Source organism: Huintestinicola sp., from assembly GCF_050874005.1.
Lineage (GTDB): Bacteria > Bacillota > Clostridia > Oscillospirales > Ruminococcaceae > Huintestinicola.
Genome location: NZ_JBNMJV010000011.1, coordinates 1 through 20,644 on the forward strand (window position 1 = coordinate 1; position 20,644 = coordinate 20,644).

Annotated in this window: 11 protein-coding genes; 10 read left to right on the plus strand and 1 reads right to left on the minus strand. The window is 48.5% G+C overall.

Translation table 11 applies throughout. The features are described 5' to 3' along the window. The first annotated feature begins 237 nt into the window (after window positions 1–237). The 10 genes from ACR0QN_RS05460 (at window position 238) to ACR0QN_RS05505 (ending at window position 20,089) form a co-directional block, all read left to right on the plus strand. Window positions 238–1,308, plus strand: coding sequence for an ATP-binding protein (locus tag ACR0QN_RS05460; RefSeq protein ID WP_432650188.1), 1,071 nt, complete (start codon window positions 238–240; stop codon window positions 1,306–1,308). Between the two features lie 118 nt (window positions 1,309–1,426). Continuing rightward, window positions 1,427–2,287 (plus strand): L-serine ammonia-lyase, iron-sulfur-dependent, subunit alpha, encoded by an 861-nt coding sequence (gene sdaAA / locus ACR0QN_RS05465; RefSeq protein WP_432650189.1) that lies wholly within the window; start codon window positions 1,427–1,429, stop codon window positions 2,285–2,287. Window positions 2,288–2,576: 289 nt separating this feature from the next. Further along, window positions 2,577–7,454 (plus strand): Ig-like domain-containing protein, encoded by a 4,878-nt coding sequence (locus ACR0QN_RS05470; protein ID WP_432650190.1) that lies wholly within the window; start codon window positions 2,577–2,579, stop codon window positions 7,452–7,454. Between the two features lies 1 nt (window position 7,455). Beyond that, on the plus strand, window positions 7,456–8,403 hold the full coding sequence (gene amrB / locus ACR0QN_RS05475; RefSeq protein ID WP_432650191.1) for an AmmeMemoRadiSam system protein B: 948 nt from the start codon (window positions 7,456–7,458) through the stop codon (window positions 8,401–8,403). Window positions 8,404–8,599: 196 nt separating this feature from the next. Beyond that, entirely contained in the window at window positions 8,600–9,664 is a 1,065-nt protein-coding gene (locus ACR0QN_RS05480; RefSeq protein WP_432650192.1) for a hypothetical protein, read from the plus strand. A gap of 32 nt (window positions 9,665–9,696) precedes the next feature. Further along, a complete protein-coding gene (locus ACR0QN_RS05485; protein WP_432650193.1) occupies window positions 9,697–10,818 on the plus strand; it encodes a D-alanyl-D-alanine carboxypeptidase family protein in 1,122 nt (373 codons plus the stop codon). 313 nt (window positions 10,819–11,131) lie between these two features. Further along, window positions 11,132–15,703, plus strand: coding sequence for a glutamate synthase large subunit (gltB, locus tag ACR0QN_RS05490; protein ID WP_432650194.1), 4,572 nt, complete (start codon window positions 11,132–11,134; stop codon window positions 15,701–15,703). Window positions 15,704–15,732: 29 nt separating this feature from the next. Beyond that, window positions 15,733–17,226 (plus strand): glutamate synthase subunit beta, encoded by a 1,494-nt coding sequence (locus ACR0QN_RS05495; RefSeq protein ID WP_432650195.1) that lies wholly within the window; start codon window positions 15,733–15,735, stop codon window positions 17,224–17,226. A gap of 183 nt (window positions 17,227–17,409) precedes the next feature. After that, window positions 17,410–18,678 carry an SGNH/GDSL hydrolase family protein gene (locus ACR0QN_RS05500; protein ID WP_432650196.1) on the plus strand — a complete coding sequence of 423 codons (1,269 nt, stop codon included), beginning with the start codon at window positions 17,410–17,412 and terminating at the stop codon, window positions 18,676–18,678. A gap of 40 nt (window positions 18,679–18,718) precedes the next feature. After that, window positions 18,719–20,089, plus strand: a complete 1,371-nt coding sequence (locus tag ACR0QN_RS05505) for an MATE family efflux transporter (RefSeq protein ID WP_432650197.1) — start codon at window positions 18,719–18,721, stop codon at window positions 20,087–20,089. Here ACR0QN_RS05505 and ACR0QN_RS05510 read toward each other — a convergent pair. Further along, entirely contained in the window at window positions 20,086–20,529 is a 444-nt protein-coding gene (locus ACR0QN_RS05510) for a putative ABC transporter permease (protein ID WP_432650198.1), read from the minus strand. The two genes, ACR0QN_RS05505 and ACR0QN_RS05510, sit on opposite strands and share 4 nt — an antisense overlap. Window positions 20,530–20,644 lie beyond the last annotated feature (115 nt).

The following is a 20,644-nucleotide window of genomic DNA, read 5'->3' on the forward strand; positions in this document are numbered from 1 at the left end:
ACCGCAAACTTTTACAGCCATCTTGAATACAACTCCAAGATCGCCTCTGCCGATGCAATTTCAAAAGCATTAGGATAAATTTATCGCTCCCATACACCAAATATGGGAGCGGTATTTGTTATAATGAGATTTTTTTGTAAATTCTCATCAGATTTCGTTATATCGAAAACTATTTTTAAAAACCACTTGATTATCACTTATAATTTGTGTTATAATATATGTAAGGAGATGAAGACCATGATAAAGCGAGAAATGTATATGGAACGCATTCGTCCGTTCATCGGGCAGAACATAGTAAAGGTCCTGACAGGTATTCGCCGCTGCGGAAAATCCGTTATGCTGACGCTTATACAGGACGAACTAAAAGAAAATGGCATATCGGAAGACCGTTTTCTTTCAATCAACTTTGAGTCAAAAGCTGTAAGTTACGTCAGCAGCGTTGACAGCACCTACGAGCATATCAAAACAGTATGTGAAAGAGCGGGAAAAAAGATCTATCTTTTTCTTGATGAGATACAGGAACTTTGCGGCTGGGAAAAGCTTGTAAACTCCTGTATGATAGATTTTGACTGTGATATTTATGTTACGGGGTCAAATGCCAAGCTTCTTTCGGGCGAGCTTGCAACCTATCTTGCCGGGCGTTATGTAAAAATAAACGTGTATCCCTTTTCTTTCAAGGAAGTAATGCTGATGCTGCCCGAAAGATCCGAAGCGGAAGTGTTCCACACTTATATGCAGTGGGGCGGTATGCCGTTTCTTTATCAGTTTCCGCTGGAGGATAACGATAAAAAGCAGTATCTGAGCGATATTTATGATTCCATAATGATAAAGGATATCGTATCCAGGAACAAGATACGGGATGTTGAGCAGTTCAAAAGAATGCTGATGTATTTTATCGGTAATATCGGCAATGTGTTTTCTGCCTCAAGCATTACAAAGTATCTGAAAAGTGAGAACAGAAGCATTTCCAACGAAACGCTTTACAACTATATTGATTACTGTCAGAGTGCCTGCCTCTTTCATCTGGTTTCAAGGCAGGAGCTTATCGGAAAGAACATTCTGCAGTTCCAGGAAAAGATATATCTTACCGATCACGGTATCCGTGAAGCTGTGTACGGAAACAATATGAGGGATATCGGGCAGGTGCTTGAAAACATCGTTTATATTGAGCTGCTTCGACGTGGTTACACTGTGACTGTGGGAAAGAACAAGACCCTTGAGGTTGATTTTGTTGCCGAGAAAGCAGGACAGAAGTCATATTACCAAAGGATTGTACCACAAAATAAGTATTTGTCAACTGCGACTTAATATGAATTATGAAGTATATATCGAAGTATAAAATTCGTCACAATGTCCGGTATAATGTGCAAAGCAAAGTGCATTTTCCATATCGGACAAATGGCTGCCGGTAAAGGAGTTTTATTATATGATGGAATATCATTCATTAAAAGAATTGCAGGAATTATCGGTTAAGCTTAACAAAGAGCTGTGGGAAATAATACAGCAGGAGGATATGGAAGCAAGCGAACGGACAGCTGAGGAGTCTTATAACAAAATGCTTGAAATGTACCTGGCAATGAAGGCGGCTGACGAAAGCTATGACGGCAGTCTACGTTCTGCCAGCAAAAGAGCAGGCGGAGACGGCGAAAAGCTCCATAAGTATAATGCTCAGAATAAAAATATCTGCGGTCCCTTTGTGGGCAAGGTTATGGAAAAGGCAATAAAAATGGGAGAGTCCAATGCCTGTATGAGAAGAATTGTGGCAGCTCCCACCGCAGGCGCCTGCGGTGTCCTCCCTGCGGTGCTGTTAAGCTATGCGGAGGAGCATAATACCTGCGAAGAGCAGATGGTGCGAGCTTTGTATGTGGCAGCAGGCATTGGAAAAGTGATCGCCGAAAATGCATTTATTGCAGGCGCCGCAGGAGGCTGTCAGGCAGAGATCGGTTCAGCCGCCGCAATGGCATCGGGAGCACTTGCGTATTTGCAGGGCGGAGATGCCGAAGCTGTTATGCACGCAGCCGCACTTTCACTTAAAAATATGCTGGGTCTTGTATGCGACCCTGTGGCGGGACTTGTGGAAGTTCTGTGCATAAAAAGAAATTCGTATGGTGCCGTTAATGCCATCACTTCCGCCCAGCTGGCATTGGCAGGTATACGAAGCGCAGTAGTACCCGACGATGTGATCGACAGTATGAAACGAATTGGGATCCTGATGCACGGCTCTCTTAAAGAAACAAGCTGTGGAGGGCTTGCCGTGACCGAATCCGCAGGAAAATATTTAACTTGAATATGAAATTAACGGAGCAGCATAAAACAGCGTAAAATACTGTTTTATGCTGCTGTTTGTATTGTCAGCATTTCTGTTTTATTAGTAAGTGATATACGAAAAAACTGTATTTATATATCCGTTTTAACCTTGCCGCATAAAAAATCGGAATATTTTTCAAAAACATTGAAAAAAATAATAATATATGATATAATTGTTTTTAACAATTGGTATTATTCCCGGGAGCGGAAAAAGCCGTCTGCGGACATAGCCGCAGCCGACAATGACAATAATGTATGGAGGGATAGATTTGAACAAAACAACGCATAAGCGCCTTGCTGCACTTCTCACGGCAGTAATAATGGCGTCAGGGGTATTTTCGGGCTGTATGAACAATGCCCCTTCAGACGAGGAAATATCCGCAGCAACATCTTCTCAGGAAATCGAAGCATCGGTCTCGGAGAGCACAGAGACTGTAAGCGAAGCACCGGTCACCTCGGCAGAGACATCATCGTCAGAGCCTTTGACCGAGGCATTTAAGGGCAAAATACTTTCCGTTGAGCCAACCGAGGATAAGGGCGAAGGACTTATCGGCTGTGAAAGCTCCTTTATGCTGACTCTTGACAGAGCCGTTTCCGAAGAAACACTATCGGATGCAATAACCCTTTCTCCCGACGTTCCCTTTGACGTAACAGCCGGTGAGAAGGATAATTCTTTTCTCATCAAGCCCTCTGAGGAACTGCCCTCGGGTAAACTTGTAAGGCTCGGGCTCAAAAACGGCAGCGGAGACAGTCTTTATAAATGGGCGTTCCAGACAGAGGATATATTCAAAGTGAGGCAGACATATCCCGCTGACGGCAGCGACTATGTACATATCGACACAGGTATCGAGATCACTTTCAGCTCAGAGGTCGACCCCGACGCCGCAAAGGATTATTTTGAGATAACGCCGGATGTTGCGGGACGGCTTGAAAGCCACCTTTCCACGCTGTATTTCATTCCCGACAAGTCCCTTGAAGAGGATAAGAATTACACCATTACCCTGAAAAAGGGTCTGCCATCAAAGGACAATACTGTTCTCGGGGAGGATCACAGCTTCTGCTTCAAGACCTCGAAGGACTACAGCAAAAGCTACTGTTATACCGCCGACAGCACCGAGACCTTTGTACCTGGCGATCTCACCGTCGTGGAGATATTCTGCTCCGATGACTATCTGGATACGGATTTTAATGTGGATATCTACCGTATTGACAGTCCGGACAAATATATAAGCTCCCTTGCGCAGTCAAAAAGCGGCAATGAGGTATCCACCGGAGGACTTGCAAAGGTCTATTCGGAAAAGAGCCGTCTTCGTGAGGGCGGAGATCACTATAATTCTCCCAACTTCCTTATGCTTCCCGATGATCTGGAGGAGGGCTGGTACCTTGCGGAAATAAACGCACAGTCGGGCAATAATGTAACCAAGATACAAAGACATATCCAGATAAGCACAGTTTCCGTATATAGTGCAGGACTTCCCGGACAGGCGCAGTTTTTCATAAACGATACAAATTCGGGAAATGCCGCTTCGGGCGCAAAGATCGAGCTTACCACAGACAATGGCAGCTATACCGCCGCAGCAGACGGAGACGGTCTTGCGTTTATGGATATCCCCGAGGAAACTTACGGCAGAGGTATCTTAAAGATCACCTATAACGGAAAGACCTATGCGGATATCTACAGCTACTCTCCCGACGGTGCCAAGGACCCGAGAGACAGCTATTTTATGTATCTCTTTACCGACAGAGAGACCTATCTCACTTCCGATACCGTGCAGGTATGGGGCGTTATCAGGTCAAGAACGGCAGATCAGACTCTCCCGGGTGATCTGAAGCTTGTTTTCGGCGAGGGACGTTATTGGGACGATAACGAAACCGTTCTTGACAGCAAAGATGTGACTCTTGGCAAGGACGGTACCTTCACCGCAGAGTTTACATATAAAAACCATACCAATTCCTGGGGAAGTATGGTCGCCCTCTATTCGGGAGACACAAAGCTCTGCACCAAATTCGTATCCATTCAGGATTACGACAAGCCGATATATACCGTATATGTGGACGCTCCGGATTATGTGATACTGTATGACGGCGAAACTGTTCCGGTGGAAATAAACGCAGCTTTCTATGACACAACGCCTGCCGAGGGACTTGGATTTGAGATAAATAACTATGGGGTCACGGTGGTCTCTCCCGAAAAAATAGTGACCGATGAAAACGGATATGCAAAGGCAGAGGTAAAACTGGAAGACAACGAGTATTTCAGGCTCTCAGGAAATTATATCAATGCCACAATATCGGGAGTGCAGGACGTATACAGCGGAGGTCATAAGACTGTTTACTCATTCAGCCGTGATATTATGGCAGAGTGTGAATGGGACAAGGAAACAGGCGAACTTGCCTTTACTGCAAATTACGTTACCCTTGACAATATTCCCGAGGGATATGTATATGAATATGACAACTACGATGTTTTCAGAGGTGCTCCCGCAGATACGGAAATAACCGCCGAGGTTACTCATACCTACTATGTAAAGACGGAAAGCGGCAGCCATTATGATTTTCTGCAGAAGAAAAACATTACCGAATATAAGTATGAAACTGTGACGGAAGACCTGGGCGAATATAAGGTAAAGACCGAAAACGGAAAAGCCGTTATCAAAGATGTTCCTATCAAGAAAGACGATGGCAGCTATAAAATTTCCCTCTCGTGGAAGGACAGCAAGGGCAGGAATACTGTTTCCGAATATTATCCCTGCGGATACGGCTCTTATTATTCAAACGAAAGCTCCTACAGATATTACACCTTTGAAGCCGACGAATACAATGACGTATATGATCTTAAATTTACGGAAAACAAGTCTGTTCCCTTTACTCTGAAAAGGAACTATTCCACCGAAGATGAAAAATGCGAGGGAAGGATACTTTTTACAGTCCACGGAAATGACTTCACCGACAGCAGGATCTATACAGACTCCCGATTTGAATATACGATGACCCGTGAATGTATCCCCACAGTAAATGTCTGCGGCGCATATTTTGACGGCAGACACGTATATCCCGTCCACGAATACTGGATGAACTTCAACTTCGACCCGTCGGAGAGAAAGATAACCCTTGATGTTTCGGCAGACAAGGAGACATATCTTCCCGGAGATACCGCCGAGGTGACCGTCAAGGCTTGCTATGAGGACGGAAAGCCTGCGGAAGGAGCGTCAGTGCTTCTGAGCGTGGTGGACGAAGCAGCATTTGCTATGGGCGAGCAGAACGCAGATGTTCTGGGAAAACTTTACCAGAGCATTTACATACCCTCTGTAACGGAATATTTCAGCTATGTCCAGCACACTCTCGACCGTGACGGCGGCGGAGAAAAGGGTGGAGGAGACGACGACTGGTCAGTCCGCAAGGACTTCAAGGATACGGCAATGTTCTCCGAAAGTACAGCCGACAGCTCGGGAACGGCGCATTTTACCGTTAAGCTTCCCGACAACCTCACCACCTGGAGAGCGACTGCCCTTGCAGTATCATATACCAAAGGAGAGGAAAGCGGCAAGAGCAGCGCAGTCTATGCAGGAAATACCAAATATCCCGTTGTTGTAAAGCAGCCTGTTTTCCTTACGCCAATAATGCCCGACAGCTTCCATACAGGCGATGACGTGGTGCTTGCCGCAAATCTTCACGGTTCAGAGGACGTCAGCATAACAGTAAGCGGAAACGGCGTAAATAAGACCCTTTCGGGAAAATCCGGGGACTCCGTTTCCTTTGGCAAGCTGCCCGAGGGAGAGTATAAGGCACTTTTCAAGACCGAGGGAGAAAACGGAAAGGACGCTGCGGAATACACATTTGACGTTCGGGAAACACTTCTTGAGGTGCCCGTGATGATGGTATCGGATATTTCGGAGCTGAACTCCGCCGATTCCCTTAGATGGCCCGTGCGTATCACATTTTTCAACAAGGACTATATGCTTTATACCGATGTCCTCTATAAGCTTTCGGAATATTACGGCAGCAGGACCGATACGACTATCGCCTCAAAGTATGCAATGAAGGAGTTCGGATTTATCACCGAGGAAGAATATCTCGAATGTAAAGTAAACCTTGACAGCAAGGGCTTTGTCAAGCTCCTTGACGCTTCCGAGGGGGATGCCGGGCTCACAGCAAGGCTTCTTGCGGCAGTACCCGAGTTAATGGGCAGAAGTCTGGCTGTGGATAGCTATTATACGATCATCAACGACAGAGACTCCGCCGCTGCGGACGTTGCCGACGCATATCTGGGACTTGCCGCAATGGGTGAGCCTGTGATGATACAGCTTCGCCGTATCCTTGCCGATGAAAACAGCGGATTTGAGGGACTTGACAGGATAAAGCTCATAGCCGCCCTTGCAGTTATAGGAGACTGCGAGACTGCTTCGGGATATCTCTCCGGGTATCTTGCCGATGCCGAAAGAACTGAGACCGACGACGGCACACAGCTTTGCATAAAAGGCTCAGATACCCTCGAATATACCAAATATGCCCTTGTTGCCGCAGCAGCTTCGGGACTTCCCGAGGCAGACGAAATGGCACGGTATATAGTGAATACCGAATATGTATATGACACCGCAGCACCCGAGCTTATCTATTATCTGAAGCACTACAGCGCCGACTCGGATACCGATGCTGTTTTCAGCTATAACAGCGGAAATGAGGAGAAGCTTGTGACCCTTGACCGCCATTTCGGCACCTGCATAGGCTTTGGCGAGGAGCAGTTCAAGTCTGCGGACTTCAAAGCCGTTTCGGGAAATATCCGCACATTTATGAACTACAGCGGCAGAGTGACCGATATAAACAAAAAGAAAGACCTGGGCGTTACCAAGACCCTTTCAGTCGGTTCGGGCGGATACAGACCCGGCGCTCTTGTAACGGTAAATATCACCACTTCCGAGCCTTACTGCTATGTTACCGACATTATCCCCTCCTGCGGAAGATATGTGGACAATAACAGCTGGAGATGCTCAAAGCAGACGGTAACTCTTTATACCAATAAGGACGGCAAAGCAGGGTATAAGTTCCGCATAGCCGTTTCCGGCGAATTTGTGGCAGAGGGTGCCTATGCCTGCGGCAGGGACAATGTGTGCGGCATTTCCGAGACTCAGACCATAACCGTAAAGTAATATGAAAAACAAAAAAATGACCGCTGTAATTCTCTGCACCGTCCTCCTTATGTGGGGCTGTGCGGAGAATGAGGGTGAGCAAAGCGATACCTGTATAGCAGACGAAAGCAGCGTTTTGTCCGAAACCGTCCTGACGGAAAGCAAGCAAAGCTTCGGACAGCTTGAATGTCTCTATTACAATGAAAAGGAATTCGGCGCATTAGACGGTATGAACCGCACATATGAAACAGGCGGACAGCTTATGTGCGCCACCGTTCCTCATCATCTTCTTGCAGGTGAAATGATATCCTCCGCATTCCGGACAGCCGCAGAGACACGGGAAAGTACAGATACGGTGGTGATAGTTGCCCCCATACACGAGCCGAAAGGAAATGATATCATAACCTCTCTTGCCGACTGGAACACGCCCTTCGGCGTTCTGGAAAACGACAGAGAGCTGTCGGAGCTTTTCTCCTCAAGGCTGGGAGCGGCATATGACGACAGTATGCTTGAGACTGACCATTCCGCTTCGGGGCTCATACCCTTTGCCGCCGGATTTTTTCCGAATGCGCAGATAGCCTGCGTGCTTATTTCGGGGCAGGCAGATGATGATATCCCCCGACAGCTTTCGGAGCTTTTAAATGAGATATCCGCAGAAAAGAACTGCTTTTTTGTGTTCTCAACGGATTTTTCTCATTACCTTGAACCACACGATGCGGACAGAATGGACGAATGTACACGCAGAGCCGTATTTGACTGTGATACCGCTGCGATCGCCGCAATGACAAATGACAACACCGATTCACCGCCGACCGTGGAGACCTTCGTGAGACTTTCCGCTCTCCTTGACTGTAACGTTTCCGAGCTTGACCACGGAAATTCAATGACCGTTTCCGGGCTGCCCTACAGCAAAGCGGCATATCCAGAGGGAGTGACAAGCTATTTCGTTTTCGGAGCGGTAAAGCAATGAAGTTTATCCAAGCCCGGGATCCGTCCCCCTTTTCGCTTTGGCGGAAAGGGGTGATCTATTATCTTTAAATCACTAAATTACCCCTTGCAAAAAAAACAAACCTGTGATATAATAGACTCATACATAAAAAATCAAATACGGGGGGAACGGCGCAAAGCGTTCCCCTCTTTTATATCTTTATACACAGAGGTGCAAAATGGAAGATAAGGAAAAAAACACCGAAAACGAGAGCAGCGAAAGCAATGAAAACAAGGATAAAAAAAGCGAAAGGCCCAAGTCATTCTTACAGACAGTCCGTGAGATAGACGCCGCCGACAGAAAAGCGGAGCTTGCCGAGGAAGCAAGAAGAGCCGAAGAAAGAGCAAAGCGTGAGGAAAAGCAGCGCAAAGCCTACGAGGACAAGCTGAGACAGGAACGTATAGAGCTAATGAAGCTAAAGCAGGGCGTAATTTCCGAGGAGGATATCGAGACTGTACCCGAAGAAGTCCGCACCTATACCGTTTGGGAAAAGATAGGCAACTTCTTTTATCATAACAAAGCCTTTATCATTGTGGGAATAATGCTTGTCGCCCTTGCAGCATTTCTCATATATGACTTTATCCGCAAGGAACGCCCCGACGTGCAGTCGATGTACATTGCCGCCGATTATGATATGAGCTACTATTCGGGAGAGCTTACCGCCCTCTGGAGCAAATACTGTCCCGACTACAACGGTGACGGCGAGCCGCTTGCCCGTCTCTATTATGTCCCCACAGGCTATGCCGATGAAACAATGGCGTCTCTTTATTATGCCCAGAGCGACCGCACAAAGCTTATCGGCGAGTTCCAGTCGGGCAATGTGGTAATGATAATAGGCGACAAGGACGCATATCAGTCCATAGGCGCACTTGAGGACGTTTTTATGGACTGCCGTGAGATATTCCCGGATGACCCCTACGCCGAGGAAATAGGCTACCGCCTTGCAGGGACCGACTTTATGGATATGCTGGGAGCGGACACCGTAGACGATACCGACCTTTACGTGTCGTTCAGAAAGCCTGTGGACACAATGGGAATGAAAAAGGAAAAAATGCAGGTAAATTACGACCACGCCGTAGAATTCTGGAAAAATTTCCTTGAAGAGCACCGCATAGACGGTCTTGACCTGCCTCCCACTCCCGATGTACAGCCCCTGCCCATAGACGAGGATAATTACGACTTTATGGAAACCGCAGCCGGCACTTCTGCCGAAACAACCACCTCCTCCGGACCCGCCGAATAAAATAAAAGAAATAAAGAAAAGAGATACATAAAATGAAAAAGCTTAAAATTTCTGCCGCCGTTATGGCAGCCCTTGCGCTTGCTGCCTGCACTTCCGTTGAGGAATTTCCCGATGAAACAGACGCTCTTCCCGCAGGCGGAGATAATGTAGTATCTTCCGAGCCGCTTGCTGATGAGACCGCCGCACCCGAGACCGAATCCGTTTCTGCAGATCCGGAGACTGCTGAGACAGTCACCGAGACCGCAAAGCCTGCCGAGACCTGGACAGACTCCGAGGAACCTCCCATAGAGCTTCCCGTACAGACCGAAGAGGAAGAAAATGACCCCGACAGCATAGAAATAACCGCCATAGACCTTACATATTACGAGATAACCCTTGAAGCGGGCGAAAGCTCAATGCCCATAGTGACAATGTACCCCGAGGACGCCTCCGATAAATCGGAGATATGGAGCAGTTCGGACGAAAGCGTAGCCCGGGTGGACGATATAGGCAATATCACCGCCATATCCGAGGGCGAATGTATAATAAAGGTGCAGTCCGCCGTATCTCCCGATGTATATGCGGAAGTAAGTGTCACCGTCACCGCCGCACCCGAGCCGGAGGAAACCAAACCTGCCGAAAGCAGCGAAAGCGACACACAGCTTACCTACATAAACGGCATACTTATCGCCAATAAGACCTATGCCCTTCCTCCCGACTATAACCCGGGCGTAGACCCCGACGCACAGGCAGCTTTTGACAAAATGCAGTCCGCCGCAGCCGCAGAGGGACTTAATATCTACATATCCTCAGGCTTCCGCTCCTATGATTATCAGGCAGGGCTGTACGAAAGATATGTGGAAAAAAGCGGCAAATCGGAAGCCGACAGATATTCCGCCCGTCCGGGACATTCCGAGCATCAGACAGGACTTGCCTTTGATCTCAACACCATTGACATCACCTTTGCCGACACCGCCGAATACGATTGGTTAAAAGTACACTGCGCCGAATATGGCTTTATAATCCGTTATCCCGAAAACGGCGAAAGCGTTACGGGATATATGTATGAGCCGTGGCATATAAGATACCTTGGCACAGATACCGCCCAAAAGGTGTACGACAGCGGACTTACTTTAGAGGAATATCTGGGAATAGACTCGAAATACTCTGAGTAATAAATCAAATAACAATACAAATTGTAAATATGTTGTCACCCGACCCGAAAGTAAAATTGCTTTCGGGTCAATTTTTTTACCCCTCCGAGCCGTATTTTTGACACATCATTTTATAACTTTTTCATAAATTGAGCAAAAACCCCCTTAAAAGTATGATATTTCAAGTCAAAATGCAAGATTTTTATTAAAACTTGCAAAATTGTATTGACAAGGAGAATTTCCTGTGATAGAATTATAATATGCCGAAAAAGCCGGGCTTTTTCAGGGAGAGTTTCGGCTTTCAGAGTATAGCAGAAAGTAAGGAGTAATGGCTATGGACAACTACAGAGTACAGGAACCATACGCAAAGCAGGGACTCTATGACCCCCGCTTCGAGCACGAGAACTGCGGAATAGGCGCAGTAGTAAATATGAACGGCGAGGCAGACTACAAGGTAGTTGACAGCGCCCTCAAGATCGTTGAAACTCTCGAGCACCGTGCAGGAAAGGACGCCGAGGGAAAAACAGGCGACGGCGTGGGAATACTTCTCCAGATATCCCACACATTCTTCTCAAAGGTATGCGCCGAGGAAGGAATAAAGATCGGCGGCAAGAGAGAATACGGAATAGCTATGTTCTTCTTCCCCCAGTCCGAGGACAAGCTGAAAAAGTCAATGGCAACCTTTGAAAAGGTGCTTGCCGATGAAAAGCTTACATTTTTAGGCTGGAGAAAAGTTCCCGTTGAGCCCTCCGTATTAGGCTCCAAGGCACTTGAAAGTATGCCCAATATCTATCAGGCATTCATTGAAAAGCCTGCTGACTGCGAAAAGGGACTCCCCTTCGACAGAAAGCTTTATATCGCAAGAATGGTATTTGAAAAGGCAGACAAGGAGACATATGTGGTTTCCTGCTCAAGCCGTACAATAGTATATAAAGGAATGTTCCTTGTAGACCAGCTGAGAAAATTCTATAAGGACCTTGACTGCGAGGACTATCACAGCGCAATAGGAATCGTTCATTCCCGTTTCAGCACCAACACCAACCCCAGCTGGCAGCGCTCCCACCCCAACCGTATGATGGTGCATAACGGCGAGATAAACACCATTACGGGAAATGTGGATAAAATGCTCAGCCGTGAGTCCGTATTAAAGTCCGATTATATCGGCGACAGAATGAAGGATATCGTTCCTATCCTTGACGTAACAGGCTCCGACTCCGCACGTCTTGACAATACTCTTGAATTTATGACAATGGCAGGGGTAGACCTTCCCCTTGCCGTAATTACCCTTATCCCCGAACCCTGGCAGCACCAGACAACAATGAGCCGTGAAAAAAGAGCTTTCTATCAGTATTATGCAACAATGATGGAGCCGTGGGACGGCCCTGCCTCCATTATCTTCTCTGACGGCGACCTTGTAGGAGCTGTGCTTGACAGAAACGGTCTCCGTCCCTCACGTTATTACATCACCGACGATAATAAGGGCGGAAAATATCTTATCCTTTCCTCAGAGGTAGGCGCACTTGATATCCCTGTTGAGACTATCGTTAAAAAGGAACGTCTCCACCCCGGAAAAATGCTCCTTGTGGACACCGTAAAGGGCGAGCTTATCGAGGACGAGAAGATAAAGGACTACTACAGCAAGAGACAGCCCTACGGCGAGTGGCTCGACCACAATTTCTACTCTCTCCACGAGTTCAATATCCCCAACAAGAAGCCTCTCAGATATTCGGGAGAGGAGCTTGAAAGACTTCAGCACGCCTTCGGTTATACATATGAAGCTATCAGAAGCACAATGATACCAATGGCGTTAAACGGCTCAGAGCCTACAGCTGCAATGGGCGTAGATACTCCTATTCCCCCGCTCTCAAAGAAAAATCCCCCTCTCTTTGATTATTTCAAGCAGCTTTTCGCACAGGTAACAAATCCCCCCATCGACGCTATCAGAGAGTCGGTCATCACCGATACATCGGTATATCTGGGCACCTCGGGCAATATCCTCAAGGAGGACGAAAAGAACTGCCGTGTACTCCAGATAAAGAACCCCGTTCTTACAAACCTCGACCTTCTGAAAATTCGCACCGCCAACATTGAGGGACTTAAAACCGCAGACATCTCAATGCTCTACAAAAAGGACACTTCCACCCTCAGGCAGGCGATCGAAAACCTTTATACACAGGCAGACAAGGCTCACGAGACAGGCGCATCTATCCTTATCCTCTCCGACAGAGGTGTTGATAAGGATCACCTTGCAATTCCCTCTCTCCTTGCCGTTGCAGCCCTTGAAAATTACCTTGTAAAGACAAGAAAGAACACCGCCATCTCCATAATCGTTGAAACTGCCGAGCCTTACGAGGTGCATCATTTTGCAACCCTTCTGGGCTTCGGAGCAAGTGCCGTAAACCCCTATCTTGCAATGGATACTCTCTATGAGCTTACCTCTGGCAAGGCTATCGACAAGGAATATACAGAAGCGCTCAACTGCTATGTCAAGGCAATTGTCAGCGGCATTGTAAAGATAGCCTCTAAAATGGGTATCTCCACGATCCAGTCCTATCAGGGCAGCAAGATATTCGAGGCTCTCGGTATCTCCAAGAGCGTGTGCGATGAATTCTTCCCCGATACCGTCAGCAGGGTGGGCGGCATAGACCTTGATGATATCAGCGATCAGGTAATTGCCCGCCACGATGCCGCATTCGACCCCAGAGACCTTACCGTAAACGATGCAATGGAAAGCGTAGGCAGCCATAAGTCCAGAAGCGGCAAGGAGGAGCATATGTATAATCCTATGACTATACATCTTCTCCAGCAGGCAGCGTGGACAAACGACTACAGCCTTTTCAAGAAATATTCCGAGTATCTTAACGCCGAGGAGAGAAATCTCACCCTCAGAAGCACCCTTGACTTTAAATTCGCCCCCGACGGCGGCATACCCCTTGACGAGGTAGAAAGCGTAGAAAGCATTATGCACCGTTTCAAAACAGGTGCAATGTCCTATGGCTCCATTTCTCAGGAAGCCCACGAATGTATGGCGATCGCAATGAATATGATAGGCGGCAAGTCCAACAGCGGCGAGGGCGGCGAGGACCTTGAAAGAATAATCACCGCAGGAATGCCGGAGGATAAATGCTCTGCCATCAAGCAGGTGGCATCGGGACGTTTCGGCGTAACATCGAAATACCTCACCTCCGCAAAGGAGATCCAGATAAAAATGGCACAGGGCGCAAAGCCCGGCGAAGGCGGACATCTGCCTGCAAAGAAGGTATATCCCTGGATAGCCAAGACCCGTCACTCCACACCCGGTGTGGCTCTTATCTCCCCTCCTCCTCACCACGATATCTACTCCATCGAGGACCTGGCACAGCTTATCTATGACCTGAAAAATGCCAACAAGGACGCACGTATCTCCGTTAAGCTGGTTTCCGAGGTGGGCGTAGGCACCATTGCCGCAGGCGTTGCAAAGGCAGGCGCAGGGGTAGTGCTCATTTCGGGCTATGACGGCGGCACAGGCGCAGCACCCGGAAGCTCCATTCACAACGCAGGTCTGCCTTGGGAGCTTGGACTTGCGGAAACTCACAGAACTCTTATTATGAACGGTCTCCGTTCCAAGGTCGTTATCGAAACAGACGGCAAGATGATGACAGGACGAGATGTAGTTATCGCCGCAATGCTGGGCGCAGAGGAATACGGCTTTGCCACCGCTCCTCTGGTAACAATGGGCTGCGTAATGATGAGAGTATGTAACCTTGACACCTGCCCCGTAGGCGTTGCCACACAGAACCCCGAGCTGAGAAAGCGCTTCAAGGGCAAGCCCGAGTATATCGTAAACTTTATGCGCTTTATAGCAACAGAAATGCGTGAGTATATGGCAAAGCTCGGTATACGCACCGTTGACGAGCTTGTAGGCCGTTCCGACCTCCTTGTAAAGAAGGACTTCCCCGAGGGAAGCAAGGCAGCAAAGATAGATATGTCGGAAATTCTCGATAATCCCTATGCAGGAACCGACACACCTTCTCACTTTATCCCCGGCGACGCATATGACTTCAAGCTGGGCGAGACAATCGATGAAAAGGTCATAATCCCTGCAATGTCGGAAGCTCTCGAAAAGAAGGAGCCTAAGACTATTGATATCAAGGTAAGCAACCTTAACAGAACTCTCGGCACCCTCTTCGGCTCCGAGATAACAAGAAGATATTACAACACTCTCGAGGACGATACTTATGTTGTTAAGTGTCACGGCTCGGGCGGACAGAGCTTCGGCGCATTCATTCCCAAGGGACTCACCCTTGAGCTTGAGGGCGACAGCAACGACTACTTCGGAAAGGGCCTCTCAGGCGGAAAACTTGTGCTCTATGCACCCAAGGAGGCAAAGTACAAGGCAGACGATAATATCATCGTGGGCAACGTTGCACTCTTCGGCGCAACAAGCGGCAAGGCGTTCATCGCAGGTATCGCAGGCGAGCGCTTCTGCGTAAGAAACTCGGGCGCAACAGTTGTAGTAGAGGGCGTAGGCGACCACGGCTGCGAGTATATGACAGGCGGACGTGCAGTTATCCTCGGAAAAACAAGCAAGAACTTTGCGGCAGGAATGAGCGGCGGTATCGCTTATGTCCTTGACGAGGAATTCGACCTTTACACTAAGCTCAACAAGGCTCTCGTAGGCTTCTCCAAGCTTACCGAGCAGGAGGATATCGACGAACTCAGATCCCTTATCGAGGAGCACACGCAGGCAACAGGTTCTGTACGAGGCAGAGAGATACTCGATAACTTTGACGAATATCTTCCCAAATTCAAGAAGATCATTCCCCACGATTATGCGAAGATGATGAACAGCATAAAGAAGTTCACAGCCGAGGGTATGAACCCCGACGACGCACGTATCTCCGCATTCTATGAGAACACCAAGTAACAGGCACGGAAAGGAAGGAATGATTTACTATGGGAAAATCAACAGGATTTTTAGAATATAAAAGAACCGAAAACGAAGGTCTCGAACCCCTCGAGCGCATTAAGAACTATCGTGAGTTCCACACCCCCCTTGATATGGAGGCAAGAAAAAAGCAGGCGGCACGCTGTATGGACTGCGGCGTACCCTTCTGCCAGTACGGCAAGCCTCTTCATAACGGAATGGTGTCGGGCTGCCCCTTAAATAACCTCTGCCCCGAGTGGAACGACCTTATCTATACCGACAGTATGGACGAGGCGGCACGCAGACTGCTGCTCACAAACAGCTTCCCCGAGTTCACCTCGAGAGTATGCCCCGCCCTCTGCGAAAAAGCCTGCACCTGCGGACTAAACGGCGACCCGGTTACCGTCAAGGAGAACGAGTATTCCATCATCGAATATGCCTATTCCCACGGACTGATGGAGCCCTCCGTTCCCTCCGTAAGAACGGGCAAGACCGTAGCCGTAGTAGGCTCGGGACCCTCGGGCCTCGCCGCAGCCCAGAGACTTAACAGACGTGGTCATAAGGTCACCGTATTTGAGCGTGAAGACCGTCCCGGCGGACTGCTTATGTACGGCATACCCAATATGAAGCTTGAAAAGTCTGTAGTTGACCGCCGCATAAAGCTTATGGAAGCCGAGGGCGTAGAGTTTAAGACAAATGTGAACGTAGGCAAGGATATAACCGCCGAGGAGCTTACCTCGAAATTTGACGCAGTTGTACTCTGCTGCGGCTCGGGCAATCCCCGAAATATCGAGGCTCCGGGACGTGACGCAAATGGAATTTACTATGCCGTAGATTTCCTCAAGGCAACCACCAAGAGCCTTATGGGCTCCAACCTCTCCGACGGCTACTACATCAGCGCAAAGTACAAGAATGTTGTAGTTATCGGCGGCGGAGACACAGGCAATGACTGTGTCGGAACAGCTATCCGTCACGGCTGCAAATCCGTAGTCCAGCTTGAGATGATGCCCAAGCTCCCCGACACAAGAGCGGAAAACAACCCCTGGCCCGAATGGCCCAGAGTAAACAAGACCGATTACGGTCAGGAAGAAGCTATAGCAGTATTCGGCCACGACCCTCGAATTTACCAGACCACCGTAAAGCAGTTCATCAAGGACGAAAAGGGCAATATAAACTCCATTGAGACAGTTCGTCTCCAGCCCGTAAAGGACGAAGCCACAGGCAGAACTAAGATGGAGCAGGTAAGAGACAGCGAGGAAATTATCCCCGCAGACCTTGTCCTCATCGCCGCAGGCTTTTTAGGTACAGAAAAGTACATTGCCGATGCATTCGGCGTAGAGCTGAACCCCAGGACTAACGTAGCTACCGCCTCCCCCGACACCTATAAGACCAACATTGAAAAGGTGTTCACCGCAGGCGATATGCACAGAGGACAGTCCCTCGTGGTATGGGCAATAAGAGAGGGCAGAGAGGCAGCAAAGGCAGTAGACGAGTATCTTATGGGGTACACCACACTCAGATAACCGACGGTAATAATATTATAGCACATCTGTGCTGATTTGTCAAGCCCTTTATAAGAAATATGTTCTGAAAAAATCCTCCGCAGTTTGTATATAACTGCGGAGGATTTTCTTTCCGAGCCTTGAAATCCCGAAAAAAAGGTGATATAATATACATACATATAAATCTGAAAGGAAAATTTACCAATGAACAAAAAAATAACCACAGGACTTGCCGCACTTCTTATGTGCGTAAGTATGACTGCCTGCAAATCGGAAGAAGCCGCCGCACCCGAAAACGTTTCCGAAACTGCTGCCTCTTCAACAGAAACCGTCACCGAAGCCGACCTGACTCCCGGCGAGCCTGTAGACCTTGAAGCGGGGCTTACGGATAAAATGTATCAAAGAGCGCTTTTAAACGAGGGAAACCGTTCCCGCCTTGCCGCCGCAATGAAAAAGGCTGAAAACGGCGAACCCGTTACCGTAGGCGTTATTGGCGGCTCTATCACCCAGGGAAGCCTTGCCTCCAATCAGGCAAACTGCTACGCCGAGCTTTTCCACAAATACTGGACTGATAAATTCCCAAGCAGCGAGATAACCTTTGTGAATGCAGGCATAGGCGGCACGAACTCCTATCTTGGCGTTCACCGTGCAGATGAACAGCTCCTTTCCGCAAAGCCCGATGTGGTCATTGTTGAATTTTCAGTAAACGACACAGACAAGGTAATGAACAAGTATTCCTACGACAGCCTTGTAAGAAAGATACTTAACGCCGAGGGCGACCCCGCAGTTATCCTTCTATTCACCACTCAGGAGGACGGCACAAGCTTACAGGAAGTCCATAAGGAAATAGGTCTTGCCTATGACCTGCCAATGCTCAGCTACCGTGAGGTGGTATATCCCGAGGTTGCCGCAGGCACTCTTAACTGGAAGGACATCTCCCCCGATAATATCCACCCCAACGACGCAGGCCACAGCCTTATCGGTCAGCTCCTCGGAAGATATCTTGACAGCGTTTACGACGATCTGGAAAATATAGACGATACCGACACCGCCTTTACAGCAAACGCTTACACCGCCGATTACTACAAAAATGCGAAAATGCTTGGCGCCTCTCAGACAGAAGCCACGGAAATGAGCGGCTTTGAGATATCGGGCAATAAGGTCTACCCCGAACTTTTCTCCGACAATTTCGTCACCGAGGAAGAGGGCTATCTGAAATTTGAGGTCGAGTGCCAAAATCTGGGAATATTCTACTTAAAGCAGACCGACGGCAAAGGCGGCAAATACGATGTCCTGGTTGACGGGGAAAGAAAATCCGTCCTCGATGCAGATTTTTCGGGCGGCTGGGGCAATTACGGCGAACCTCAGCAGGTCATCATCGGCAAGGAAACGGGCAAACACACCATTGAGATAAAGCTTTCCGAAGGCAGCGACAAAACAGCTCTTACTATTCTCGGAATTATGGTGAGCTGAATATAATAAAGAATACTGAAAGTATTCGGAGATAACATTTATGACAAACGCAAAAAAATACGAAATGGATATGTGCAGCGGCTCCATACTGAAAAAAATGCTGATATTCACCCTGCCGCTGATGTTCTCAAGTATCCTCCAGCTTCTTTTCAATGCAGCGGATATCGTGGTGGTAGGCCGTTTTGCGGGAGATAACTCCCTTGCGGCGGTAGGCTCCACCACATCGCTCATAAACCTCCTCACCAACCTTTTTGTGGGGCTGTCCATAGGCGCAAACGTAACAGCCGCACGAAACTACGGCGCAAAGCGTGAAGAAGCTCTCAGCCGCACCGTTCACACATCAATAACCATCAGCCTTATAAGCGGCGTTGTCCTTACCGTCATAGGCATATTCGGCGCAAAGGAAATGCTGAAACTAATGAGCACCCCCGACGAGATAATCGACCTTGCTGCCGACTATCTGCGGATATATTTTGCGGGAATAACCGCCTCAATGGTCTACAACTTCGGCAGCGCCCTGCTTCGTGCCATAGGCGATACCAAGCGTCCCCTTTATTACCTTATGGCGGCGGGAGCGGTGAACGTGGCAATGAACCTGCTTTTCGTCATTGTTTTTAAAATGGACGTGTCGGGCGTAGCGCTGGCGACGGTCATATCCGAGTGCCTTTCCGCCTTTCTGGTGGTCAGGTGCCTTATGAAAGAGACGGGAGCCATAAAGCTTATTCTCAAAAAGCTTCGTGTCCATAAGCAGGAGCTGGGAACAATACTGCGTATAGGACTGCCCGCAGGCTTTCAGGGAATAGTTTTCGCCCTGTCCAATGTGGTGATACAGTCCTCGGTAAACCTGTTCGGCAACGTGGTGGTTGCGGGAAATTCCGCCGCCGCCAATATCGAAGGCTTTGTATATGTGGCAATGAACTCTTTCTATCAGGCGACCCTTTCCTTTATGAGCCAGAATTTCGGCGCAGGACAGTATAAGCGCCTTAACAGGATACTTGTCTGCGGCGAGATATGCGTTATCGCTGTGGGAGTTATCCTGGGAAATCTTGCGGTGATATTCGGAGAACCCCTTCTCGGTATCTATACCGACAGCCCCGAGGTAATTGCCGCAGGAATGGTGCGTCTCGGATATATATCGAGAGTTTATGCCCTCTGCGGCATAATGGACGTTCTCGTTGGCGCTCTCAGAGGAATAGGCTATTCGGTAATGCCGATGATAGTTTCCCTTGTAGGAGCCTGCGGACTGCGGCTTCTCTGGATAGCAACGGTTTTTCAAATACCCGAATATCACTCGGTGGAAACGGTGTATCTCTCCTATGCCATCACCTGGATAATCACCGCTTCTGTCCACCTTTTATGCTACATCATCGTGAGAAAAAAGGTTGCCCGTAAATACGAAACTGCCGCTTAGCCCTCCGCAGTTTTCAGCCTTTCGGGACTGCCTGCCGCCGTGCATATGACCGCCACAGGCAATGACAGCAGAAACCACCCTGCGCTGTAGGAGGGACATATCTGCCCCAGCACATTCAGATACATATGGGAATAATCCCATACGTCCCACCCCAGCAGCACATTGACCACGCACCCCACGGTGAACTCAAAAAAGGTTATCACGCACATTCCGAAGAAGCATTTGAAAAGAATGCTGTCCTCGGGGTGGCGGGCGTAGCGCAGGTACATTATGAGCAGGCACACGCCCCCCGTCAGGGTCATAGTCCAATGGGTATAGCCCCTTGCCACTATCTCGATAAGTGAATAAAGCACGCCGCCGCCGAGAAATACGGCGGTGTACCGTCCTATAGGCGAGGTCGACGACCAGGGGGAGCTTCCGCCAAGAGCAAAGCTTTGCATAATAATATCAGACCTTTCAAAAAAATCTATAGGCATATTATCCCGCAGCGAGTGCATAAAAATACCCTCAAAGCCAAATTGACCATAACCAATTAAAGGAATGTGTGAAAATCAA

Bases quoted from the DNA above. Each gene is read 5' to 3' on its own strand.
- ACR0QN_RS05500 (WP_432650196.1), top strand. From the start codon at position 17,410: ATGAACAAAAAAATAACCACAGGACTTGCCGCACTTCTTATGTGCGTA.
- gltB (WP_432650194.1), top strand. From the start codon at position 11,132: ATGGACAACTACAGAGTACAGGAACCATACGCAAAGCAGGGACTCTAT.
- ACR0QN_RS05505 (WP_432650197.1), top strand. From the start codon at position 18,719: ATGACAAACGCAAAAAAATACGAAATGGATATGTGCAGCGGCTCCATA.
- ACR0QN_RS05480 (WP_432650192.1), top strand. From the start codon at position 8,600: ATGGAAGATAAGGAAAAAAACACCGAAAACGAGAGCAGCGAAAGCAAT.
- sdaAA (WP_432650189.1), top strand. From the start codon at position 1,427: ATGATGGAATATCATTCATTAAAAGAATTGCAGGAATTATCGGTTAAG.
- ACR0QN_RS05510 (WP_432650198.1), bottom strand. From the start codon at position 20,529: ATGCAAAGCTTTGCTCTTGGCGGAAGCTCCCCCTGGTCGTCGACCTCG.
- ACR0QN_RS05485 (WP_432650193.1), top strand. From the start codon at position 9,697: ATGAAAAAGCTTAAAATTTCTGCCGCCGTTATGGCAGCCCTTGCGCTT.
- ACR0QN_RS05460 (WP_432650188.1), top strand. From the start codon at position 238: ATGATAAAGCGAGAAATGTATATGGAACGCATTCGTCCGTTCATCGGG.
- ACR0QN_RS05495 (WP_432650195.1), top strand. From the start codon at position 15,733: ATGGGAAAATCAACAGGATTTTTAGAATATAAAAGAACCGAAAACGAA.
- amrB (WP_432650191.1), top strand. From the start codon at position 7,456: ATGAAAAACAAAAAAATGACCGCTGTAATTCTCTGCACCGTCCTCCTT.